The sequence below is a fragment of the Clostridium sp. 7_2_43FAA genome, assembly GCF_000158375.2.
GTDB lineage: Bacteria > Bacillota > Clostridia > Clostridiales > Clostridiaceae > Clostridium > Clostridium tertium.
Map to the genome: position 1 here is coordinate 2,294,609 of NZ_JH815222.1, position 18,053 is coordinate 2,312,661.

Genomic DNA, 18,053 nt, shown 5'->3' on the forward strand with positions numbered 1-18,053 from the left:
TTTACATGCATTCTTGAGTTACGTATAAGCTATTCATCAAACTTATATATATTTTAACACATACTATTTTTTACAAAACAAATTTATTTACATAATAATTATTTATTATTTAAATTAGTTTTTATTGGTAATCTTACTTCGAATATAGTCTTATAATCATCACTATATGCAGATATATTTCCATTATGAAGCTCTATAATATTTTTTGTTATAGATAAACCTAATCCCGAGCCACCTATATTACTATTTCTTGATTTTTCTATCCTATAAAATCTATCAAATATATATGGTAAATCCACTGATGGTATAGACTGCCCATAATTTATAATTTGAACTACAGCATTTTCTTCCTCAGCCTTTGTAACTATATCAACATAATGACCGTCTTCACCATATTTGATTGCATTAGATAATAAATTTTCAAATGCTCGAACTAATTTTCCTCCATCTGCATTAACAATCAACTTATCATCTGAAAAGTTAACCCTTGATTCCATATTTGAGTTTTTAAACTGTACTTCAAAATAAGCAACCACTTGACCTAATAACTCAACTAAATTAATATCATTTTTATCTAATTTTATAGTGTTATTTTGCATTTTAGTAAGTTCGAATAAATCATTTATAAGTAAGTTTAAACTTTTTGATTTTTCATATGCTATATTAGCATAATATCTAAGAGTTACTTCATCATAATATTTATCACTATCAATAATTTCTAAATACCCCATTATTGAAGTTAATGGAGTTCTTAAATCATGTGATACATTTGTTATTAAATCATTTTTAGTTTTTTGAGCCTTTCTTTCCTCTATAGTTCTATTTTTAAGTTGATTTGAAATACTATTTATATTTTCTGCTAAGACTTTTATATCCCCTTTAAAATTAACTTGTATTGATCTATCTAAATCCCCTTTAGCTATAATTTCGGTCTCATTTATTATAGCTACTAAACTCTTAGCTTTTTTATAAGTTACCAATAAATAAAATATTGTAAATATTGCTATTCCTATAATTATAGCTATAAATCCATCTAAAAATTCATACTTTATAAACCGCCAAAGCCTCCAAATATGCCATACAAATTCATATTCATTGTTTACGTATAAATAATTTAATATAATTTTTGCAATAAAAAAAGTCAAGACAGTTAATATTAAAGAAATTACTATATCAGTTACTGAATATAGCCATACTCTATATATCCTTTTATTTTTCAATTTTATAACCAACTCCCCATACAGTATGAATTATTTTATTTCCCTCCATATATTGCTCTAATTTGTCTCTAAGTCTACTCATATGTACCATTACAGTATTATTAGATTGGTAGTATCTCTCCTTCCAAACTTTCTCAAATATTTCTTCTGTACTAAAAACTCTTCCTCTATTTGACGCTAACAAATATAAAATTTCAAATTCCCTTGCCGTTAATGACACCTCATTATCATCTATTGTTACCTTATGTTTACTTTTATCTATAATCATCGATTCAATTCTTATTATATTATCTAAAGCTTGCATTTTAGTATTTAAAAAGTATGCTCGTCTAAGTAATGCTCTTATCCTAACTGTAAGTTCTAAGTGGTTAAATGGCTTACATACATAATCATCAGCACCTGTCATAATTCCTTGTATTTTATCCATATCTTCTGTTTTAGCACTTAACATAAGTATTGGTATATTATATTTTTCCCTCACCCTCCTACAAACTTCTAATCCATCCATACCCGGCATCATTATATCTAAAACCATTAAATGAATTTCTTCTTTATCTAATATTTCTAATGCTTTTTCGCCATTACTTGCCTTAAAAACATTATATCCTTCATTTTTAAGATTTATTTCTAGTAAATCCCTTATTTCCTTTTCATCATCTATCACTAATATATTATTATTCATTTGCCCTCCATCTAAATAACTATCTTCCTAAATATTCCTCCAAGGTAATTCCATTTTCATATATATATTTAGCAGCTTCTTCACCTACATACCTTATATGCCAAGGCTCATACTCAATTCCTGTTATATCTTCCTTTCCTAATGGATATCTTATAATAAACCCAAACCTATAAGAATTTTCTGCAAGCCAATCTCCTTCTCTTGTTCCTTGAATTAAAAAATTTTCCTCATTAGTGATGTCAATACATAACCCTGTTTGATGTTCACTAAATCCTGGCTTAGCAACATATGCCTCAGCATTTTCTATTCCTTGAGATTTTACTCTATCATTAAATATATTTTTTTGTGATTTATACGATCTATACCCTGAATTTCCTATTAATATTATACCTTCATATTTAGCTTCATTAATTAAATTTTCTAATGGCTTAGCAATAACTCCTGCAACGTGTTTTTCTTCAGTATTTACTAAATCAGTAAATGGAATATCAGGAATAATTAAATTTTTAGGTTTATAATTTTTACTTAATTCATGATCTTTATTTACTAATAGTAAATAATCATTTAAATCAACATCATTATTTATATTAATATTATTTCCATTTGATAGCTTATCACTCTTATTTAAATTACTCTTATTTTCATTATAAATTAAACCCTTTGTAAATAAAATATCACTTTTTGATAAGTACAATACTCCAAAACCTACTAAAATAAATATTAAAAATCTTTTTAATCCTCTTTTCATGTTTTACACTCCTCTTCTAACCTTATAGTGCTAATTTTAAATTACATACCTTACGACTCTTATAAAAATTTCTTACGAAACCTTAAGTTTTATAAAAGCTGGTTAAAAGAATAAAAGGATTTAAAGCAAAACTTTAAATCCTTTTTAATTTAAGCGAAAACTTTGTTTTTACTATATATTTTAAAACCAATATCCTCTAATAATGTGAATATACTTGAAGTTATAAAGTAAATTCCAAGTCCTATAGGTGCTTTTACTGTTATAACTAATCCAAATATTAACATTGGAATAATAGATTTTATACTTATAGGTTTTTCATTACTATTAAAAATCTTCAAGTATGAAATTATACTTGGTAATATCGAAACTATAGTATATATTAATGGAACAATAAACTTATCATCTGTACTACCTATATTCATAGCCCAAGGAATCAGCATTATCATAGCTTCAACTGGAAGCCTTGATATAGACATATATAATCCCGATATTATTGGCAATTGTAATAATGAAAGAAAACATCCAAACATTCCTTTAGAGTTATTTAAGTAAAGCTTATTTAACTCATCATCTTGCCTTTTTTTATTATTTTTATACTTTTTCTTAACAGCCTCTATTTCCTTAGAAAAAACTATCTGCTTTTTCATAGCAATTCTTTGTTTTATAGAAAAAGGTAGCATTAATAGCTTTACAGTTATTGTTAGCAATACTATAGCTATCCCCCAATCCCCTGTTATTTGAAAGGCAAACTCTATCATAGTTTTAAATATATTTATAATGATGTCCATAAAAATCCTCCTAATTATTTAAACAATTTAAAATTAATTTATAAGACATCATTTTAAAATAAAGTACAATACCGCCATATATCTATTTTCTCATAGGTTTTATATTTATCAGAATTTAAATTTTTAGAAAAATCCAATTTTTCTTTGTTAATCAAATTATTAAAAATGACTTTATTAAATTTCCCCTTATTCTTATAAATATAGCCTTTAAAGCATATATATATGTAAGTTGCAATACTAAAAATAGAAACTAATTGAATTAGATACAGCATATCAAATTTCATATATGCTTCGCCTCCTATGAGTTATGTTATAACTCATTATATATTGTTAAATACTAAATATTAATATATGGAATAAATTTAAATAACTTTTATATAAACTTTCTAAATAAAATATTCTAGATATAAAATAATAACTGAAAACAATTTTTAAATAAAAATCGCTTCCAGTTATTATTAGAAAATCTGTTGTCCGTGTATAACAACAATACTTATGTTCTTCTATTTCTAATTATATTTCTAATTATTTTTCTAATTAAGTCTTTTTTAATTAAGTGTTTTCTCTAATAAATCTAGAAAGTATAGAAAAATGGGAATGGTGGAATAAAATAAGGATAGCCTAATAAAGCCACTGCAGCTAAATTACCTAGTGGAAAACCTCTCCTCCTAAAGCGTCTAAATCTTCTTCTTTGACGGCCTCCTCCAGGGAATTGGCGTTGTTGCTCAGGTTCATTTTCATTTTCTGATTCCATTACATCTTCTCCAACCAATATTATAATACGCTCTCTATCTACATCCTCAATAATTCCGTCAAGTGTACTTCCATCTGACAATGTAATAATAACATGAAAAGATATAAGCCTTTTGCATTTATCATGTAATGGTTGTAAGTCTCTGTAATAATCAATTCTTTCCAAAGACATTTTTTTATCAACTCCTTTCATGACTATGATATTCACTTCCAGAGCCAACTGTACCATGGTAATAAACAAAAAGATTAAATTATTTTTGTCTGTTTATTACCTTACCTTGTAATCCTTCTATTACATCTAAAGTCTTTTCATGTAATGATTCATCAAAGCTAGCGCAAAGGCTTCCATCAACTACTACCTCTGCATTTCTAAATTGTGACTGAAACATTACCACATTACTTATTACACATATATTAGTAACTACTCCAACTATCTCTATCTCATTGATATCATCACCTATTTCATTTGCAAGCTTAATCATATCAATCGGTGCCATTCCAAATCCATATTTTTCATAATGAATTGTATTTTCTTTATATGAAAACTCTTTTAACTTTCCATATAGTCCATGACCCTCAGTCCCCCTTAGGCAATGAACAACAGGTAAGTTTTTTCCTTCTCTAGTATCTAAATAATTATCTAAGTGCGTATCATAAGTGAATAATACCTTATTATTCTCCTTTAGATATTTATTTACCTTATCATAAATTCCATTTTCTAAAGATATAGCCTTTTCAAATCCCAATGTTCCATTAACAAAGTCATTTTGATAATCAATAACTACTAATAATTTTTTCAATTTAAATTCCTCCCCAATTTATATCTCTATTATCATTTTCAAATATCGTAATATGTATCCTTGATATTAATTTAATAACATTATTCTACCATAATAACTTTATAATAAATATATTTCTCTATTTATATCATAATTAAAATAATTATATAAAATCCTAAGAAACCATCACTTTAAATAAATATTTTACATATTATAAATTATAATAAAACAACTTCATTTAAGAGGTGTTTCATATGAAAAACAAAAATTTATTCTATAATGTAAATGAAATTATCGTCAGACCTGGACTTGAATCTTCTTATATAGATTTTAGCAAAAAACTAAATAGTTATCTTCTAAAAGAATATTCAAGATATTATGCTGGTTTACAACTTTATCAAGATAATTCTATCAGTAATGTATTTCATGTTATCGCATCTTACTACGATGTGCCTGGAGTCTATAAAGTTGCACCTTTAATTGGTGATAATATAAGCTGTATCTATGATAAAGTATGGGATTCTTCTGTTGAACGTAATTCTCTATTTTCATTCCTCAACTCAAAGCGAATCTTTTAAATTATAAAAAAATAAAGGGCGATTATTCGCCCTTGTTATAAATTGCGAATAAAAGGGCTACGATAACTAGATATGTTCCATAAGCTAAATAGCTACGCAAAGAAGTACTAGGCTCGGAATAACTACTATGCCAAGAGTTTTGGTTAACTCGCTACGCTCAGACAAACCAACAACACTAAGGCCTAGTAGTTTTTCCTACGCCAAGTACTTCTAATTGCTCGCTATATGCTTATTCCACATATTCTATTTATCTTCGCCAACTTATATTCTGTCACTTGACACAGTTAAATTTAGAATTGTATTCGATATTATATAAAAATCGGAAAGTTAATACATATCATTAAGTTTAACTCACAATTTATTTAATGTGCTCTTTAAAATTATTTCTATCTACTTTAAACTATTGATAATCCACCATCTACTACAATATGCTGTCCTGTTACATAACTTGATGCATCAGATGAGAAGTATAAAATAGTCCCATTTAACTCACCTTTTTTAGCAGGTCTGGAAGCTGGGCAAAGCGTATTATAGCTCTTTAAAAATTCTTGAGATTTAAATAATGTATCTTCAGTCATTTCAGATTCAAATAACCCTGGACAAACAGAATTTACGGTGATACCAAATTGAGCATAGGATGCCGCCATACCTCTTGACAATCCTAAAACTGCTGCTTTAGATGCATTATAAGAGTGTCTAATAAATATATCAGCTTTATCTGCTAATAATGCATTAATAGAACTAACATTAACTACTTTCCCATAATTTTGCTTCTTCATAACTGGAATCACATATTTACTAACTAAATAAATGCCCTTCACATTAGTATCCATACTCTTATCCCATTCTTCTTCACTAAGTGTCTCCACTCCACCACGCACTGCTATTCCTGCATTATTTAATAAAATATCCACTCTTCCAAATTTATTAACAATAGTTTCTACTGCTACTTTAACTTCCTCTTCATTAGTAACATCACATTTAATAGCAATGGACTCTACTCCTAAAGCTTCTATTTCCTTTGCTAAGCTTTCTATTTTTTCAATTCTTCTTGCTAATACACAAACATTTGCACCTTCTTTTGCATATGCTAATGCTGCATCTCTTCCAAGTCCACTTGATGCACCTGTAACAACTGCTATTTTCCCCTTTAAGTCAAACATATTTATACCTCCCATAATTTTAATGTACGAATTTATTTATACATTATATTATATACTTCTTTTTTAAAAAGTCTTAGTTATAGTTTATGTAAATTTTATTTTTTTATTTAGCATTCATTATTAGTATTATAGAAATTAACTTTAAAATACTATATCTTAATTTTTATTAATTAACTTTGAATCATTAATAACATATTTTAAATCTATAATAGCATTTATTTTAAGGCCAACTTCTTCTAATAAAACTGATTTTAAATTAACTCCCTTAAAATTATCCTTATATACTATTACATCTCCTTTATTGAATTTTACATTTATTTTTCCGTCTTCAGGAAACCAATCTTTTACGAAACTCTTTAAAGCTAAATTAACTATCCAATCTGCTATTTTTAAATCTAAAAACCTTACTTCATCTATTGTTATTACTAAATCCTCGTCATCATTAATGCTTGGCTTAACTTTTACTTCAACAGGTGTTTTTATGTTATTTAATACTTCATAATTTACATAAATACTTATATCTCCTTCTTCTATATTTATTTTTATATCTTTCATTTTTTCATTATTAGTTTTTTCTAAAAAATAATCTACTCCATTTAATATAGTTTCTTCTGGGGCAAATAACTCACCCTTAATTCCTATTGGATCATTTATTACTTCTATATTACTTGCTTGAAGACCAGCTATTGAACTTATAAAGTTAATTATTTTGCTTTGATTTTCTGTCGTTTCTATATTATTTGCTTCATATTTATTCTCATTTACATTTTCATCTTTACTTCTATTAATCATATTGAATAGTATAACTCCAAATATAATTAATACAGAAACTATGGAAACTATTATTATTGCTAATTTCTTATTCATTTTTTCTCCTCCTTAAAATTATTTACATAATATATTATATTGCTTTTATCTAAATAATCTTTTATTTTTTTCTATATATTATATAATATTAGCATGATATCTTTTGAGAGGGGTTTAGTTTTATGAATAATACGCTAACTGAAGAAAATATAAAAAAATTAAGAGAAGAACTAGAATATAGAATGACAGTAAAAAGAGCTGAAATTGCAAAAGAAAAAGCAATAGCAGCTGCACATGGTGATAGATCTGAAAATGCAGAATACAAGGAAGCTTGTGCAAACTATAGAGAAAATGATAATAGAATTCAATACTTATTAAATATGATTTCAACAGCAACTATTATAGATGATGAAGAAATCGATAAATCTACTTTAGGAATAAATAGTAAGGCTAAAATCAAATTCATTGAAGATGATTTTGAAGACGTTGTTACTCTAGTTACTGTTATGGATTCAGACCCTGAAAATATGTGTATAAGCATAGAATCAGACCTTGGATTAGCTTTAAAAGGTAAAAAAGTTGGAGATATTGTTGAAGTTGATGCTCCTGAAGATAAATACTCTGTTGAGATATTAGAAATCTTATAATAGCAAAAATGCCTGTAGCACAAATATAAAGGCTACGATAACTAGATATGTTCCATAAGCTAAATAGCTACGCAAAGAAGTACTAGGCTTATTTCACATATTCTATTTATCTTTGCCAACTTATATTTCGCCACTTTAAATTATCAAATGAAGAATTAACCTCATTAATGATATGTATTAAATTGGAGATTTTATTATAATGAGAAACTACAATTCTTATTTAAGATAGCTAGGATTGTGTTAAAAGTTTTTATTGTTTGAGCGTAGCGAGTTATAAAAATTTAGCCGTCTTAGCTATCTTAAATTTAGAATTGTATTCGATATTATATGAAAATCGGAAAGTTAATACATATTATTATGATTAATTTACATTTTATAAAAATTATTCTTCATAGATCATCTTTTTTGTCATTCCACCATCTATAATGATATTTGCTCCATTTATAAAATCATTATCTTCTTCACATAAAAACAAGCATGTTTTTAATATATCACTTGGCTTTCCTACTCTTCCAGATGGATGTTGCTTATGGTCTATTTCTCTAAGTTCTTCATATTTATCTACTTGTATCCATCCAGGACTTATAGCATTTACAGTTATCGGTGTCTTTGATAAAGATATAACTAAACTGTTAGTTAAGGAAACTATTCCACCTTTTGAAGCTCCGTAGGCCTCCCAATCTGCTTCATTTTGATTATATCTAGTTGAAGATATATTTATAATCCTTCCAAAACTTTCTCCTTTATTTGCTTTTACAAACTCTTTGCAACAAATAAAGCTACCTCTCAAATTTGTATTTAGAACATTATCAAATTCTTCTACATTTATATCAAATATAGATTTACTATATGAACTTATTGCTCCATTATTTATCAATATATGAATAGCTCCATACCTTTCAATAACCTTAGAAAAAACTTCTTTTATTTCACTTTCACTTTTCAAATCAGCCTTATAAAAATCAATATTTTCATTATTGTATTTAGCATCTAAAATATCAATTGCAATCACTTTATAGCCTTTATCAGCAAAGCCTTTTGCCAAGTGGTATCCTATTCCTTTTGCTGCTCCTGTAATTAATGCAACTTTCATATAACCATCCCCTTCCCTACTAACTTATAAATTCACAACTTCAGAGCCATATATTCACATACTATCTGAATGTATACTATAATAATATAAAGTTTAAAGTAAAAGATATCTTTAATCTACTACGTTTAAAGATATCTACAATATTATCTTACTTTAAATTCTTAATTCCCTCTTCTAATATTTTTAGTTGCAGTAAAGTTTGATCATCTGTTATAGTTTTATCTTTATTATTTACTATTGCTTCATATAAATCATCATACACTCTTCCATAATCACCATTAACAGATTTAACTTTTTCCTCATGAATTGTTCCTTCATCATCCATGTATGTTAATGTTCCATAATGATTAAAGGTATCAACTCCAAAGTCCTCATTTGTTGGCATATAAAACATCTTTAAATGCTCTTCTTGTCTATCTTTAGTTTCTTTTACAAAGCATCCTTTTTTGCCATATAAAACAAAGCTAGGTCTTTCTTTTATTCTAAAGTAACTAGATTTAACAGATACTTTTAATACTCCATAATATAAATCCAAATCAAAATAGTCATTCATTCTGCCTGTTCCTAGTAATTGTCTAACATCATAATTAATTTTATCTGGTTCTCCAAAATAACTTATAACTTGATCTAATGTATGACAAGCATGACCATATAAATATGAATCATAAGGTGAAAAACTATTAGTTGATTCTGGCACCTCTGGACGATAATAATCAAAATGCATCTCAAGCTCTAGCAAATCTCCAAGCTTACCTTCTTCTATTACCTTTTGAACTGTTAAAAAGTCACTATCAAACCTTCTATTTTGATATGCTTGAACTATTAGCCCTTTTTCCTTTGCTAAGTCAAATATTTCTTTTGCTTCTTCATAAGTTTTCATAAATGGCTTTTCAACTAAACAATGCTTGTTATGCTCCAATACTAATTTTGCGTAATTATAATGACTATCTTGCTTTGTACAAACTACGATTAATTGTATATCTTTATCATTTAATAATTCATCTAAGTTAGACGTATAGTTTACTCCTTCTACTCTACCCCAAGCTTCATTTTTAGGATTTCTTTGATATATTGTTTTAACCTTTATATTTTTTCTTTGTAAAACAAATGGTAAATGATATCTATTAGTACTTTTTCCATTTCCAATATAACCAATTGTAAGCATATTTGTCCTCCATAATATTTATATTTTATTGAAATTATACCATTATATTTATCAGCTTCTATATTTTTTATTATTTATTCTCTTACCTTCTTAACTTCTTCAATATATTCCCATGTGATTCCATTATCCTTTGATTGATATAATACACTAGAATTTCCATTATAGTCTCCATCAGAACCTTGACCAACTAACACATTTAAAACTCCATTTTCTTCATAAGGCATTTTCGGAAAATCAAATGGAGAAATAACACTTCCATTATTAAGAGTTACATCTATTTTAGGAATATCTATTATCTCAAAAGATAATCCTCCATCTTCAGTACGATATAATTCACCATAACTACCACCACTATGAGATAAAGCTATAAATCCAAGCTTCTCATTTATAAAGGCTACACCTGATGCTCCGCCACCTCTTCCCATAAATGGATCTTCATTTATAATATCCCATGTAGCTCCCCCATCCTTAGTTCCTTCTAAAGAATAAAACCTACTACCTGCTGCTGCTCCAACAACTCTTAATTTATATCCAATACTATCAGATAAATAAAATTCTTTATCTTCACTATTTGCTGTACTCATAGGTTTTCTATTTTCATTTTTATTTAGCTTATCGCCTTTTATATTATTTAAATCTTCTACTAAGTTATATCTAACAGGAATATATATATCCTCTTTTCCTGGAACATATACTGAAACTGTATATCCTATTATTTCAGAATGTATTTCACCTGGTGACTTTGTATTTCCTTCAGAGTCTATATAAACAATTCCTTCTTTGTTAAAACCAAAGCTTCTTTTCCCATAATAAAGAATACCATATTGATTTTCATTCCAATTACTTACCGTTTCCTTAAGGGGAATAGCTTTCATTGTATCAATTAATGGTTCTAAACGCTTATCCTCATTAAAATCTGCATTAACATAGCCATTTAAAGATATAATAATCTTTTTAGATTTGTTACTATCATAACAAATTAAATAACTTTCTAATTCATCTTTATCATTTTTTCCATAAAGAAAACCATAAATTGACTGAATTGTTCCATCAGAATCAAACTCAAGGCTAAAGTTGTCAGAAACATATAAAGTTTCAGGCATATGAACTTTGTCATTAATATCATTAAATAATCCTTCTATACCATCTTCATATATATTATTATGTTCAAGTTTTATTTCTTTTTTATGACCTAAATCATGTAAAACCCACGAAAGCTTTCCCCTAAAGTTTGTTGCACTATGATATATTTTTGCTCCATAAAATACTGTTATAATAACCATAATAATTATAGCTATGTATGTCCAAATAGTTTTTAAAGAAGATTTACTCCACTTCCTTTTACTGTTCTCATCAAAAGTATAATCATCTGTAGGATATTGTGGAGAAATCATATTTTTCTTTCTAACAGCAACTATTAAATAAATAATGCAAGCCAAAAAGAATAACATACATATAAATAAAATTGTAATATTATGATCAACTCTTCCAAACCTACACAAAGTATATAATTCATAAAATGATATCCAATATACAAGTATAAATATTGGATTAATTATTATAGATAATAGTTTACTAAAAATCGTGATCTGTTTACTTTTTTTCATTCCAATACTCTTCCTCCTTGTAAACAATTAATATAAATAAATTATACACCATTTCCCAATTTACAGAATAAAACCTTTTATTACTCTTATCTTATATTTTTTCTATTCTCTATTTAGCTGAAATAACTTAGCTTTTACTAAAATTAATAATTATAGTTCTAATAAAATATTATCAAAATAATGAGTTTAACCCATGAAAATCTACTATTGAGATTCTCATGGGCTTATTTTATATCTGCAATATAAAATTATACTTATACCTAATAAACCATTCTTATATATGGCTGATAGTTTTACAGGTAAATTAAATACCTAGGATTTGTTTTTTCTTAATATTAAACTCTTCTTCTGTGATAACACCCATATCAAACAATTCTTTAAATTTTAAAATCTCATCTACTGAACTGTAGGTCTGCTCCACTTTTATTTATTGCAACATTAAAAGTTTCCTTTACAGTATCTATAGTAATAATACCAGTTATTGCACCTGTGGTCATAGTAATATCATTAACATTTTTTAATGATACGGTTTGAATTATTTCTCCTAGCATCTTCTTTTGTGCCATTATAATTCTTTTATTTGTAACAGCATAAGCAAAATTGGAATCATGTTTACTACTGCTAATATAATTATGAAGACCAATAAAACACATTAGTATTTCTTCATCTGAACCTAAAGATTTTTCTATTAATTGAAAATGCTTTAGTGCCCAACTTTTATCTGTTCCCATTCCATAATTATTATCTATACAGTATTTATACATATCATTTGCATTTCTAGAAATCCCATGCTTTTTATTCTTATAATTACAGTAACTTGTAAAGGCTCTTTATTTCCGCTATACCCCTTATACTCTTTCACTTTAAATCCGCTCCTATTCTAAGTATATCTTTTAATATAACTTATATTTACACTATAATTTATACTATCATCAAATCACCATTGAGTAAACATTATCATGCTTGAAACCTATATTAGATTCTACAATTGAATTAAGTGTAATATTTCTAACTTTCTAATCAGTTCTTATTATTTATTAGTAATAATATTAACAGTATGATAATATTAACTAGACTGAATATGTCCAAAATAAAACTTATTATATCCAAATGGATTAAGATGGAGGCACTAATGGCTATAAATAAAAACGTAAAAAGAAATTTTCATTATAATAATATAGAAAAGAAAGATAAAAACTTCATGTATCAAAATCTTGAGAAAAGTAATTGTTATAACTGTAACTTTGCAGGCTCAAATTTTGATTATGTAAATTTTAGAGGAGCACATTTTAAATCATCTAGCTTTTTAAAATGTAGTTTTAAATGGTCTGAATTTATAGGAACAAATTTTAGAAAAAGTAATTTTAAAAATGCAACCTTTGAAAACACTATATTTGACTCAGCTAAGTTACAAGACGTTGACTTTAAAGATGCTAAATTTGTAAATACTATATTTGTATCCACAGACATAAGTCAAGCAAAAAATTTAGATATTGATAATCCAGGAATAAGAATCTTTGATGAAATGCCTAAAATAGAAATAAGCGAAGAACTTAAAAATGCAGCTTTTAATACTTTCAATAATAAATACATAAAAGCTTCAAGAATTCTAGACACAAAAGATGGGGATCTTAATTACTTAAACATTATGATTCTTTTAGAAAACTTTGATGAAGAAACATTAATTAAAGGATTGAATTTTATTACTAATGAATTAAATAGAGAATTTTATACACTAAGTTATATAATAAAGCTTATTAAAAATATTCCAGTATCTGAAAAATAATAGCTCTTGAATAATAAATTTTCTTAAAAGGGGCTCGCGTTTGGGTCTGCCCCTTTGTAATTAATCTATAAATGTTATAACTTCTTCTAATGGTTTACGTGGTGGCTGTTTTGGAGTATTTTCTTCTGGTACACCTAAAGCAACCATAGACATAAGCTCATAACCCTCTTTATTAAAATTAATTAAACTTTCAATCTCACTTTTTGCATGTGTAGGCCCTGTCATATAACAAGTTCCATATCCCATTTCTGTTGCCGCCAATAATATATTTTCCACTGCTGCTCCTATTCCTTGGGCAGCTGATTGTGGTGATAATAATACATCTAAAACTTCTTTTGGTGCATTATTTTCTTTTAATATCTTATACTCTATCATTTTGTATTCACTGCCATATACTAATATCACAACAGGTGCATCTTTAAAACATGTATAATAATTTATTACACTCATATGCCTTTTAAAATCTTTTTCATTTTTTGCAAGTTGTCCGATTCTTTCATGGCTTTTAGTAACTATCTTAGCTACCTCATTTATCACTTCTTTATTTTGTAATACAACAAAATTCCAGTTTTGTTGATGCTTTGGAGACGGTGCATAAGTTCCAGCTTTTATTATCTCTAATATATCTTCCCTTTTCACTGGTATATCCTTAAACTGTCTTATACTTTTACGATTATAAATAAAATCTAAGTTTGTCATTAGCTATTTCTCCTTATAAAGTTTAATTATAAAGAAATTATAATTAAAAAGGTATTTTACGTCAACTTTTTAAATATTGAATATAATTTATAACTTAAACTTTTCTAAATTGAGTATCATATAACTTCTTATAAAGTCCACCTTCTTCTAATAAGTTCTCATGCTTTCCACTTTGAACTATTTTCCCATCTTCAAAAACTAAAATGTATATTATTCTTACCACTTGAATTTAATAACTTCATTAGTGTAAAATTTATTAAGTATTTTTCATAAATAAATTTAACAGCGAGGTTTTAAATGAATTCTATATTCAATCCAGAAAAAATTAAATTCACTGAAAAAATTACTGTATTTATAAAAAAAGATATTTTACTAGTTATCGCATTAACATTAGCAATAGTGTCTTCCTTTTTTTCTATGCCTAAATTAGAATACATTGATTTTAAGGTTTTGGTTCTTTTATTTAATTTAATGCTTATAGTAGCTGCTTTTAAGAGATTAAAGGTATTAGATTGCTTTGCTACATCATTACTATCTAAATGTACAAGCCATAGATCTATATGTTTTACTTTGATATTTTTAACCTTCTTCTCTTCTATGATAGTTACAAATGATGTAGCTTTAATTACATTTGTGCCATTAACGTTAGTAATTGGGAAGAAGATAAAAATAAATCCTTTTAAAATAATAATATTTCAAACGATTGCTGCTAATTTAGGGAGCTCTTTAACTCCTATGGGTAACCCTCAAAATCTTTTTATTTATTCATTTTTTAAAGTTAGTCCATTAGAGTTCTTTAAAATAACTATTCCATTAGTAGTACTTTCAACTTTATTTTTAATTGCAATAATTTTCAAGAGTAAAAATAAGCCATACTCCTTTACAGTAGAAACTATAAAAATTTCTAATTTAAAGGAATTTGCAATATACTTAATATTGCTTTTAATAATACTACTTTCTGTTTTTCATGTTATTGATTATAAAATTACTTTTATTTTTACTATTAGTACAGTATTCTTTTTAAATAAAAAACTATTCAAGTTAGTTGATTACTCTTTACTATTAACTTTCATTTGTTTCTTTATATTTATAGGCAATATATCTTCAATGGATTATATTAAAAATATTATGGAAACAATACTTTCTTCTAGTAAAAGTACTTATTTTTCATCAATAATTGTAAGTCAAGGTATAAGTAATGTACCTGCAACTATGCTTATTTCAGGATTTACTCCATATTATAAAGAACTTTTACTTGGAGTTAATATAGGGGGACTTGGCACACTTATAGCTTCATTAGCTAGTGTTATTTCATATAAACTTTATATAAAAGAATATCCTGAAAGTAGTAAAGATTTCTTAAAAAGCTTTACCTTATATAACCTTTGCGGATTATTAATATTAGTTCCACTGATATATTTTATTAATAAAATATAAGTTAATAGAAAAAAGTTCTTACTATGTTTAAATACAAGTAAGAACTTTTTATATAGTTTTTTCAAATTATATTTTAAATATAGCTAAGACATATCTCTGTCTTTTTATATTTCTAATAGATAACTTAAATATATTTTGCTGTTAATGATTCTTTACAGTTACATAGTTCCTTTGGTGTTCCCTCAAATATTATTTCTCCACCTCTTGTTCCACCCTCAGGTCCCATATCAATAATCCAATCTGCTCTTTTTATTACATCTATATTATGTTCAATTATTATAACTGTATTTCCGCTATCTACAATGCCTTCTATTATATTAACAAACTTTTCTATATCAGACATATGAAGACCTGTTGTAGGTTCATCTAAAATATATATTGAACTCTTATTATGTAACTCACTCGCAAGCTTTAACCTTTGACACTCACCTCCAGATAGTGTATCAAGTGTTTGACCTAAAGTTAAATATCCAATTCCCATATCTTCAATAGATTGTAGCTTTGTCTTTATTGGTTTTATATGAAAAAATTCAATTGCTTCTGTAACTGACATTTCAAGAACTTCTATTACGCTCTTTCCTTGGAATCTATAATCTAAAACTTCTTTTTTAAATTTTTTACCTTCACAAACATCACAAGTACTCTTTATATTTTCCATAAATGCAAGATTTGTCTCTATAACTCCAGTTCCATTACAGTTTTCACAAGCTCCTTCTGAATTCGAACTAAACAATGATACATTAACATTATTTACTTTTGAAAAGGCTTTTCTTATATTGTCCATAATTCCACTATATGTTGCTAAACTAGATCTGGAATTAGCTGATACAGGGCTTTGATCTATAAGTACAGCATCTTTATTTTGTTTTAAAAATTCATATTTAATTAATGTACTTTTCCCTGAACCTGCAACACCTGTTACTAAAGTTAATATTCCTTTAGGTATTGTCACCGATACATTTTCCAAATTATTCCTATTACCATTTACAACTTCTAAGTATCCCTTATGCTCTCTTACGTTTTCCTTAATAGTTAAAGCTTTATTTAATGCATTTCCAGTTAAAGTCCGTGATATAAGAAGATTTTCATAGCTTCCTTCATATACAATTTCTCCACCATATCTTCCTGCTCTTGGTCCTACATCAATAATATGATCTGCAATTTTTATAACATCTGGATCATGCTCAACAACTATTACTGTATTACCTTTATCACGTAATTTTATCAAAAGATCATTTAATTTATGTACATCTCTTGGATGAAGCCCTACACTTGGCTCATCAAATATATACATTAAATCTATAAGGTTACTATTTAAGTACTTTACCATTTTTATACGTTGAGATTCCCCACCAGATAATGTTGATGTTTCTCTATCTAAAGTTAAGTACCCAAGTCCTATATCAATTATGTTATTCAATTTTTCTACTATTCCTTTTATCAAAGGCTCTGCTTCTGGCTCATTTATTTCCTTTATCACTTTAACTAATTCATCAATTTACATACTAGTTAAATCTGTAATATTATATCCATTAATTAAGCAATCATAAACTCTTTGATGAAGTCTTCTTCCTTGACAAAGAGGACATTTGTCTTCTATAAGTAACTTACTTAACTTTTTCTTTGTTGCTTCAGATGTATCACCTTGCTTACCTAAATATAATCTATTAAACTTATTCATTAATCCTTCATAGGTTATATTTGTTGTACCTGTTTCATCTATTTGAATCTTATGTGACTCTCCATATAAAAACTTTTCTAATTCTTCCTTTGTATAATCCTTTATTTTCTTATCATTATCAAAATAACCCGATTGGTCAAATATCTTCCAGTGCCAAGAACCTACTCCAAAGCCTGAAAGTAAAATAGCTCCTTCATTTAATGACTTATTCATATCAAGTATTTCATCCATATTAGGAACTAACTTCTTCCCAAGTCCTTCACATTCTGAGCACATTCCATTAATATCATTAAAAGAAAACATATTGGCTTTTCCTATATAAGTACTTCCAAATCTTGAATATAAAGCTCTTAAATATGAATTTATATCTGTAATAGTACCTAAAGTTGATCTTGAATTACCTCCAAGTCTACTTTGATC

At 26.8% G+C, this 18,053-nt stretch carries 21 protein-coding genes; 4 read left to right on the top strand and 17 right to left on the bottom strand.

Annotated elements, in window-relative coordinates; all coding sequences use genetic code 11:
• Positions 1–98: 98 nt before the first annotated feature.
• The 6 genes from CSBG_RS12380 to CSBG_RS12410 all read right to left on the bottom strand — a co-directional run bounded on the left by CSBG_RS12380 (position 99) and on the right by CSBG_RS12410 (position 4,991).
• A complete protein-coding gene (locus tag CSBG_RS12380; protein WP_008679977.1) occupies positions 99–1,220 on the bottom strand; it encodes a HAMP domain-containing sensor histidine kinase in 1,122 nt (373 codons plus the stop codon).
• Positions 1,210–1,902, bottom strand: a complete 693-nt coding sequence (locus CSBG_RS12385) for a response regulator transcription factor (RefSeq protein ID WP_008679979.1) — start codon at positions 1,900–1,902, stop codon at positions 1,210–1,212. The genes CSBG_RS12380 and CSBG_RS12385 overlap by 11 nt, the downstream gene beginning before the upstream one ends.
• A gap of 19 nt (positions 1,903–1,921) precedes the next feature.
• Entirely contained in the window at positions 1,922–2,650 is a 729-nt protein-coding gene (locus tag CSBG_RS12390; RefSeq protein WP_008679982.1) for a D-Ala-D-Ala carboxypeptidase VanY, read from the bottom strand.
• Between the two features lie 149 nt (positions 2,651–2,799).
• Positions 2,800–3,438 (bottom strand): membrane protein insertase YidC, encoded by a 639-nt coding sequence (gene yidC / locus CSBG_RS12395; protein ID WP_008679984.1) that lies wholly within the window; start codon positions 3,436–3,438, stop codon positions 2,800–2,802.
• A gap of 574 nt (positions 3,439–4,012) precedes the next feature.
• Positions 4,013–4,384, bottom strand: a complete 372-nt coding sequence (locus CSBG_RS12405; RefSeq protein ID WP_316136668.1) for a hypothetical protein — start codon at positions 4,382–4,384, stop codon at positions 4,013–4,015.
• 58 nt (positions 4,385–4,442) lie between these two features.
• Positions 4,443–4,991: an isochorismatase family protein gene (locus tag CSBG_RS12410; protein WP_008679989.1), complete on the bottom strand. Its 549-nt coding sequence runs from the start codon at positions 4,989–4,991 to the stop codon at positions 4,443–4,445.
• A 233-nt stretch (positions 4,992–5,224) separates the two neighbouring features.
• Between CSBG_RS12410 and CSBG_RS12415 the strand changes: the two genes are divergently transcribed.
• Positions 5,225–5,548 (top strand): hypothetical protein, encoded by a 324-nt coding sequence (locus tag CSBG_RS12415; protein WP_008679991.1) that lies wholly within the window; start codon positions 5,225–5,227, stop codon positions 5,546–5,548.
• A 395-nt stretch (positions 5,549–5,943) separates the two neighbouring features.
• Here CSBG_RS12415 and CSBG_RS12420 read toward each other — a convergent pair whose 3' ends face one another.
• Together CSBG_RS12420 and CSBG_RS12425 are read right to left on the bottom strand one after the other, a co-directional pair.
• Positions 5,944–6,711 (bottom strand): SDR family NAD(P)-dependent oxidoreductase, encoded by a 768-nt coding sequence (locus CSBG_RS12420; protein ID WP_008679993.1) that lies wholly within the window; start codon positions 6,709–6,711, stop codon positions 5,944–5,946.
• A gap of 156 nt (positions 6,712–6,867) precedes the next feature.
• Complete coding sequence (locus tag CSBG_RS12425) at positions 6,868–7,578, bottom strand: hypothetical protein (protein WP_008679995.1); 711 nt, start codon at positions 7,576–7,578, stop codon at positions 6,868–6,870.
• Positions 7,579–7,700: 122 nt separating this feature from the next.
• Between CSBG_RS12425 and CSBG_RS12430 the strand changes: the two genes are divergently transcribed.
• Positions 7,701–8,165, top strand: a complete 465-nt coding sequence (locus CSBG_RS12430) for a GreA/GreB family elongation factor (protein WP_008679997.1) — start codon at positions 7,701–7,703, stop codon at positions 8,163–8,165.
• Between the two features lie 382 nt (positions 8,166–8,547).
• Here CSBG_RS12430 and CSBG_RS12435 read toward each other — a convergent pair whose 3' ends face one another.
• The 5 genes from CSBG_RS12435 to CSBG_RS12450 form a co-directional block, all read right to left on the bottom strand.
• Entirely contained in the window at positions 8,548–9,258 is a 711-nt protein-coding gene (locus CSBG_RS12435; protein WP_008679998.1) for an SDR family oxidoreductase, read from the bottom strand.
• A 148-nt stretch (positions 9,259–9,406) separates the two neighbouring features.
• The gene (locus CSBG_RS12440; RefSeq protein ID WP_008680000.1) at positions 9,407–10,423 is read right to left on the bottom strand and encodes an oxidoreductase; all 1,017 of its coding nucleotides are present in this window, start codon (positions 10,421–10,423) and stop codon (positions 9,407–9,409) included.
• A 74-nt stretch (positions 10,424–10,497) separates the two neighbouring features.
• Positions 10,498–12,030: a membrane protein gene (locus CSBG_RS12445; protein ID WP_008680002.1), complete on the bottom strand. Its 1,533-nt coding sequence runs from the start codon at positions 12,028–12,030 to the stop codon at positions 10,498–10,500.
• A gap of 304 nt (positions 12,031–12,334) precedes the next feature.
• Positions 12,335–12,394 carry an SHOCT domain-containing protein gene (locus CSBG_RS18780; protein WP_097033772.1) on the bottom strand — a complete coding sequence of 20 codons (60 nt, stop codon included), beginning with the start codon at positions 12,392–12,394 and terminating at the stop codon, positions 12,335–12,337.
• Between the two features lie 28 nt (positions 12,395–12,422).
• On the bottom strand, positions 12,423–12,794 hold the full coding sequence (locus tag CSBG_RS12450) for a PH domain-containing protein (RefSeq protein WP_008680004.1): 372 nt from the start codon (positions 12,792–12,794) through the stop codon (positions 12,423–12,425).
• A 368-nt stretch (positions 12,795–13,162) separates the two neighbouring features.
• On the opposite strand from CSBG_RS12450, the gene CSBG_RS12455 reads away from it, so the two are divergent.
• Positions 13,163–13,816 (top strand): pentapeptide repeat-containing protein, encoded by a 654-nt coding sequence (locus CSBG_RS12455; protein ID WP_008680008.1) that lies wholly within the window; start codon positions 13,163–13,165, stop codon positions 13,814–13,816.
• A 60-nt stretch (positions 13,817–13,876) separates the two neighbouring features.
• Here the strand turns inward: CSBG_RS12455 and CSBG_RS12460 are convergent, their stop codons facing one another.
• The gene (locus CSBG_RS12460; protein WP_008680011.1) at positions 13,877–14,515 is read right to left on the bottom strand and encodes a nitroreductase family protein; all 639 of its coding nucleotides are present in this window, start codon (positions 14,513–14,515) and stop codon (positions 13,877–13,879) included.
• A gap of 94 nt (positions 14,516–14,609) precedes the next feature.
• A complete protein-coding gene (locus tag CSBG_RS18980) occupies positions 14,610–14,738 on the bottom strand; it encodes a hypothetical protein (protein WP_268875696.1) in 129 nt (42 codons plus the stop codon).
• Positions 14,739–14,812: 74 nt separating this feature from the next.
• Between CSBG_RS18980 and CSBG_RS12465 the strand changes: the two genes are divergently transcribed.
• Positions 14,813–15,952 carry an SLC13 family permease gene (locus tag CSBG_RS12465; RefSeq protein ID WP_008680013.1) on the top strand — a complete coding sequence of 380 codons (1,140 nt, stop codon included), beginning with the start codon at positions 14,813–14,815 and terminating at the stop codon, positions 15,950–15,952.
• 124 nt (positions 15,953–16,076) lie between these two features.
• Here CSBG_RS12465 and CSBG_RS18785 read toward each other — a convergent pair whose 3' ends face one another.
• Together CSBG_RS18785 and CSBG_RS18790 are read right to left on the bottom strand one after the other, a co-directional pair.
• A complete protein-coding gene (locus CSBG_RS18785) occupies positions 16,077–17,432 on the bottom strand; it encodes an ATP-binding cassette domain-containing protein (protein WP_008680015.1) in 1,356 nt (451 codons plus the stop codon).
• An 18-nt stretch (positions 17,433–17,450) separates the two neighbouring features.
• A complete protein-coding gene (locus CSBG_RS18790) occupies positions 17,451–17,936 on the bottom strand; it encodes a hypothetical protein (RefSeq protein WP_008680017.1) in 486 nt (161 codons plus the stop codon).
• Positions 17,937–18,053 lie beyond the last annotated feature (117 nt).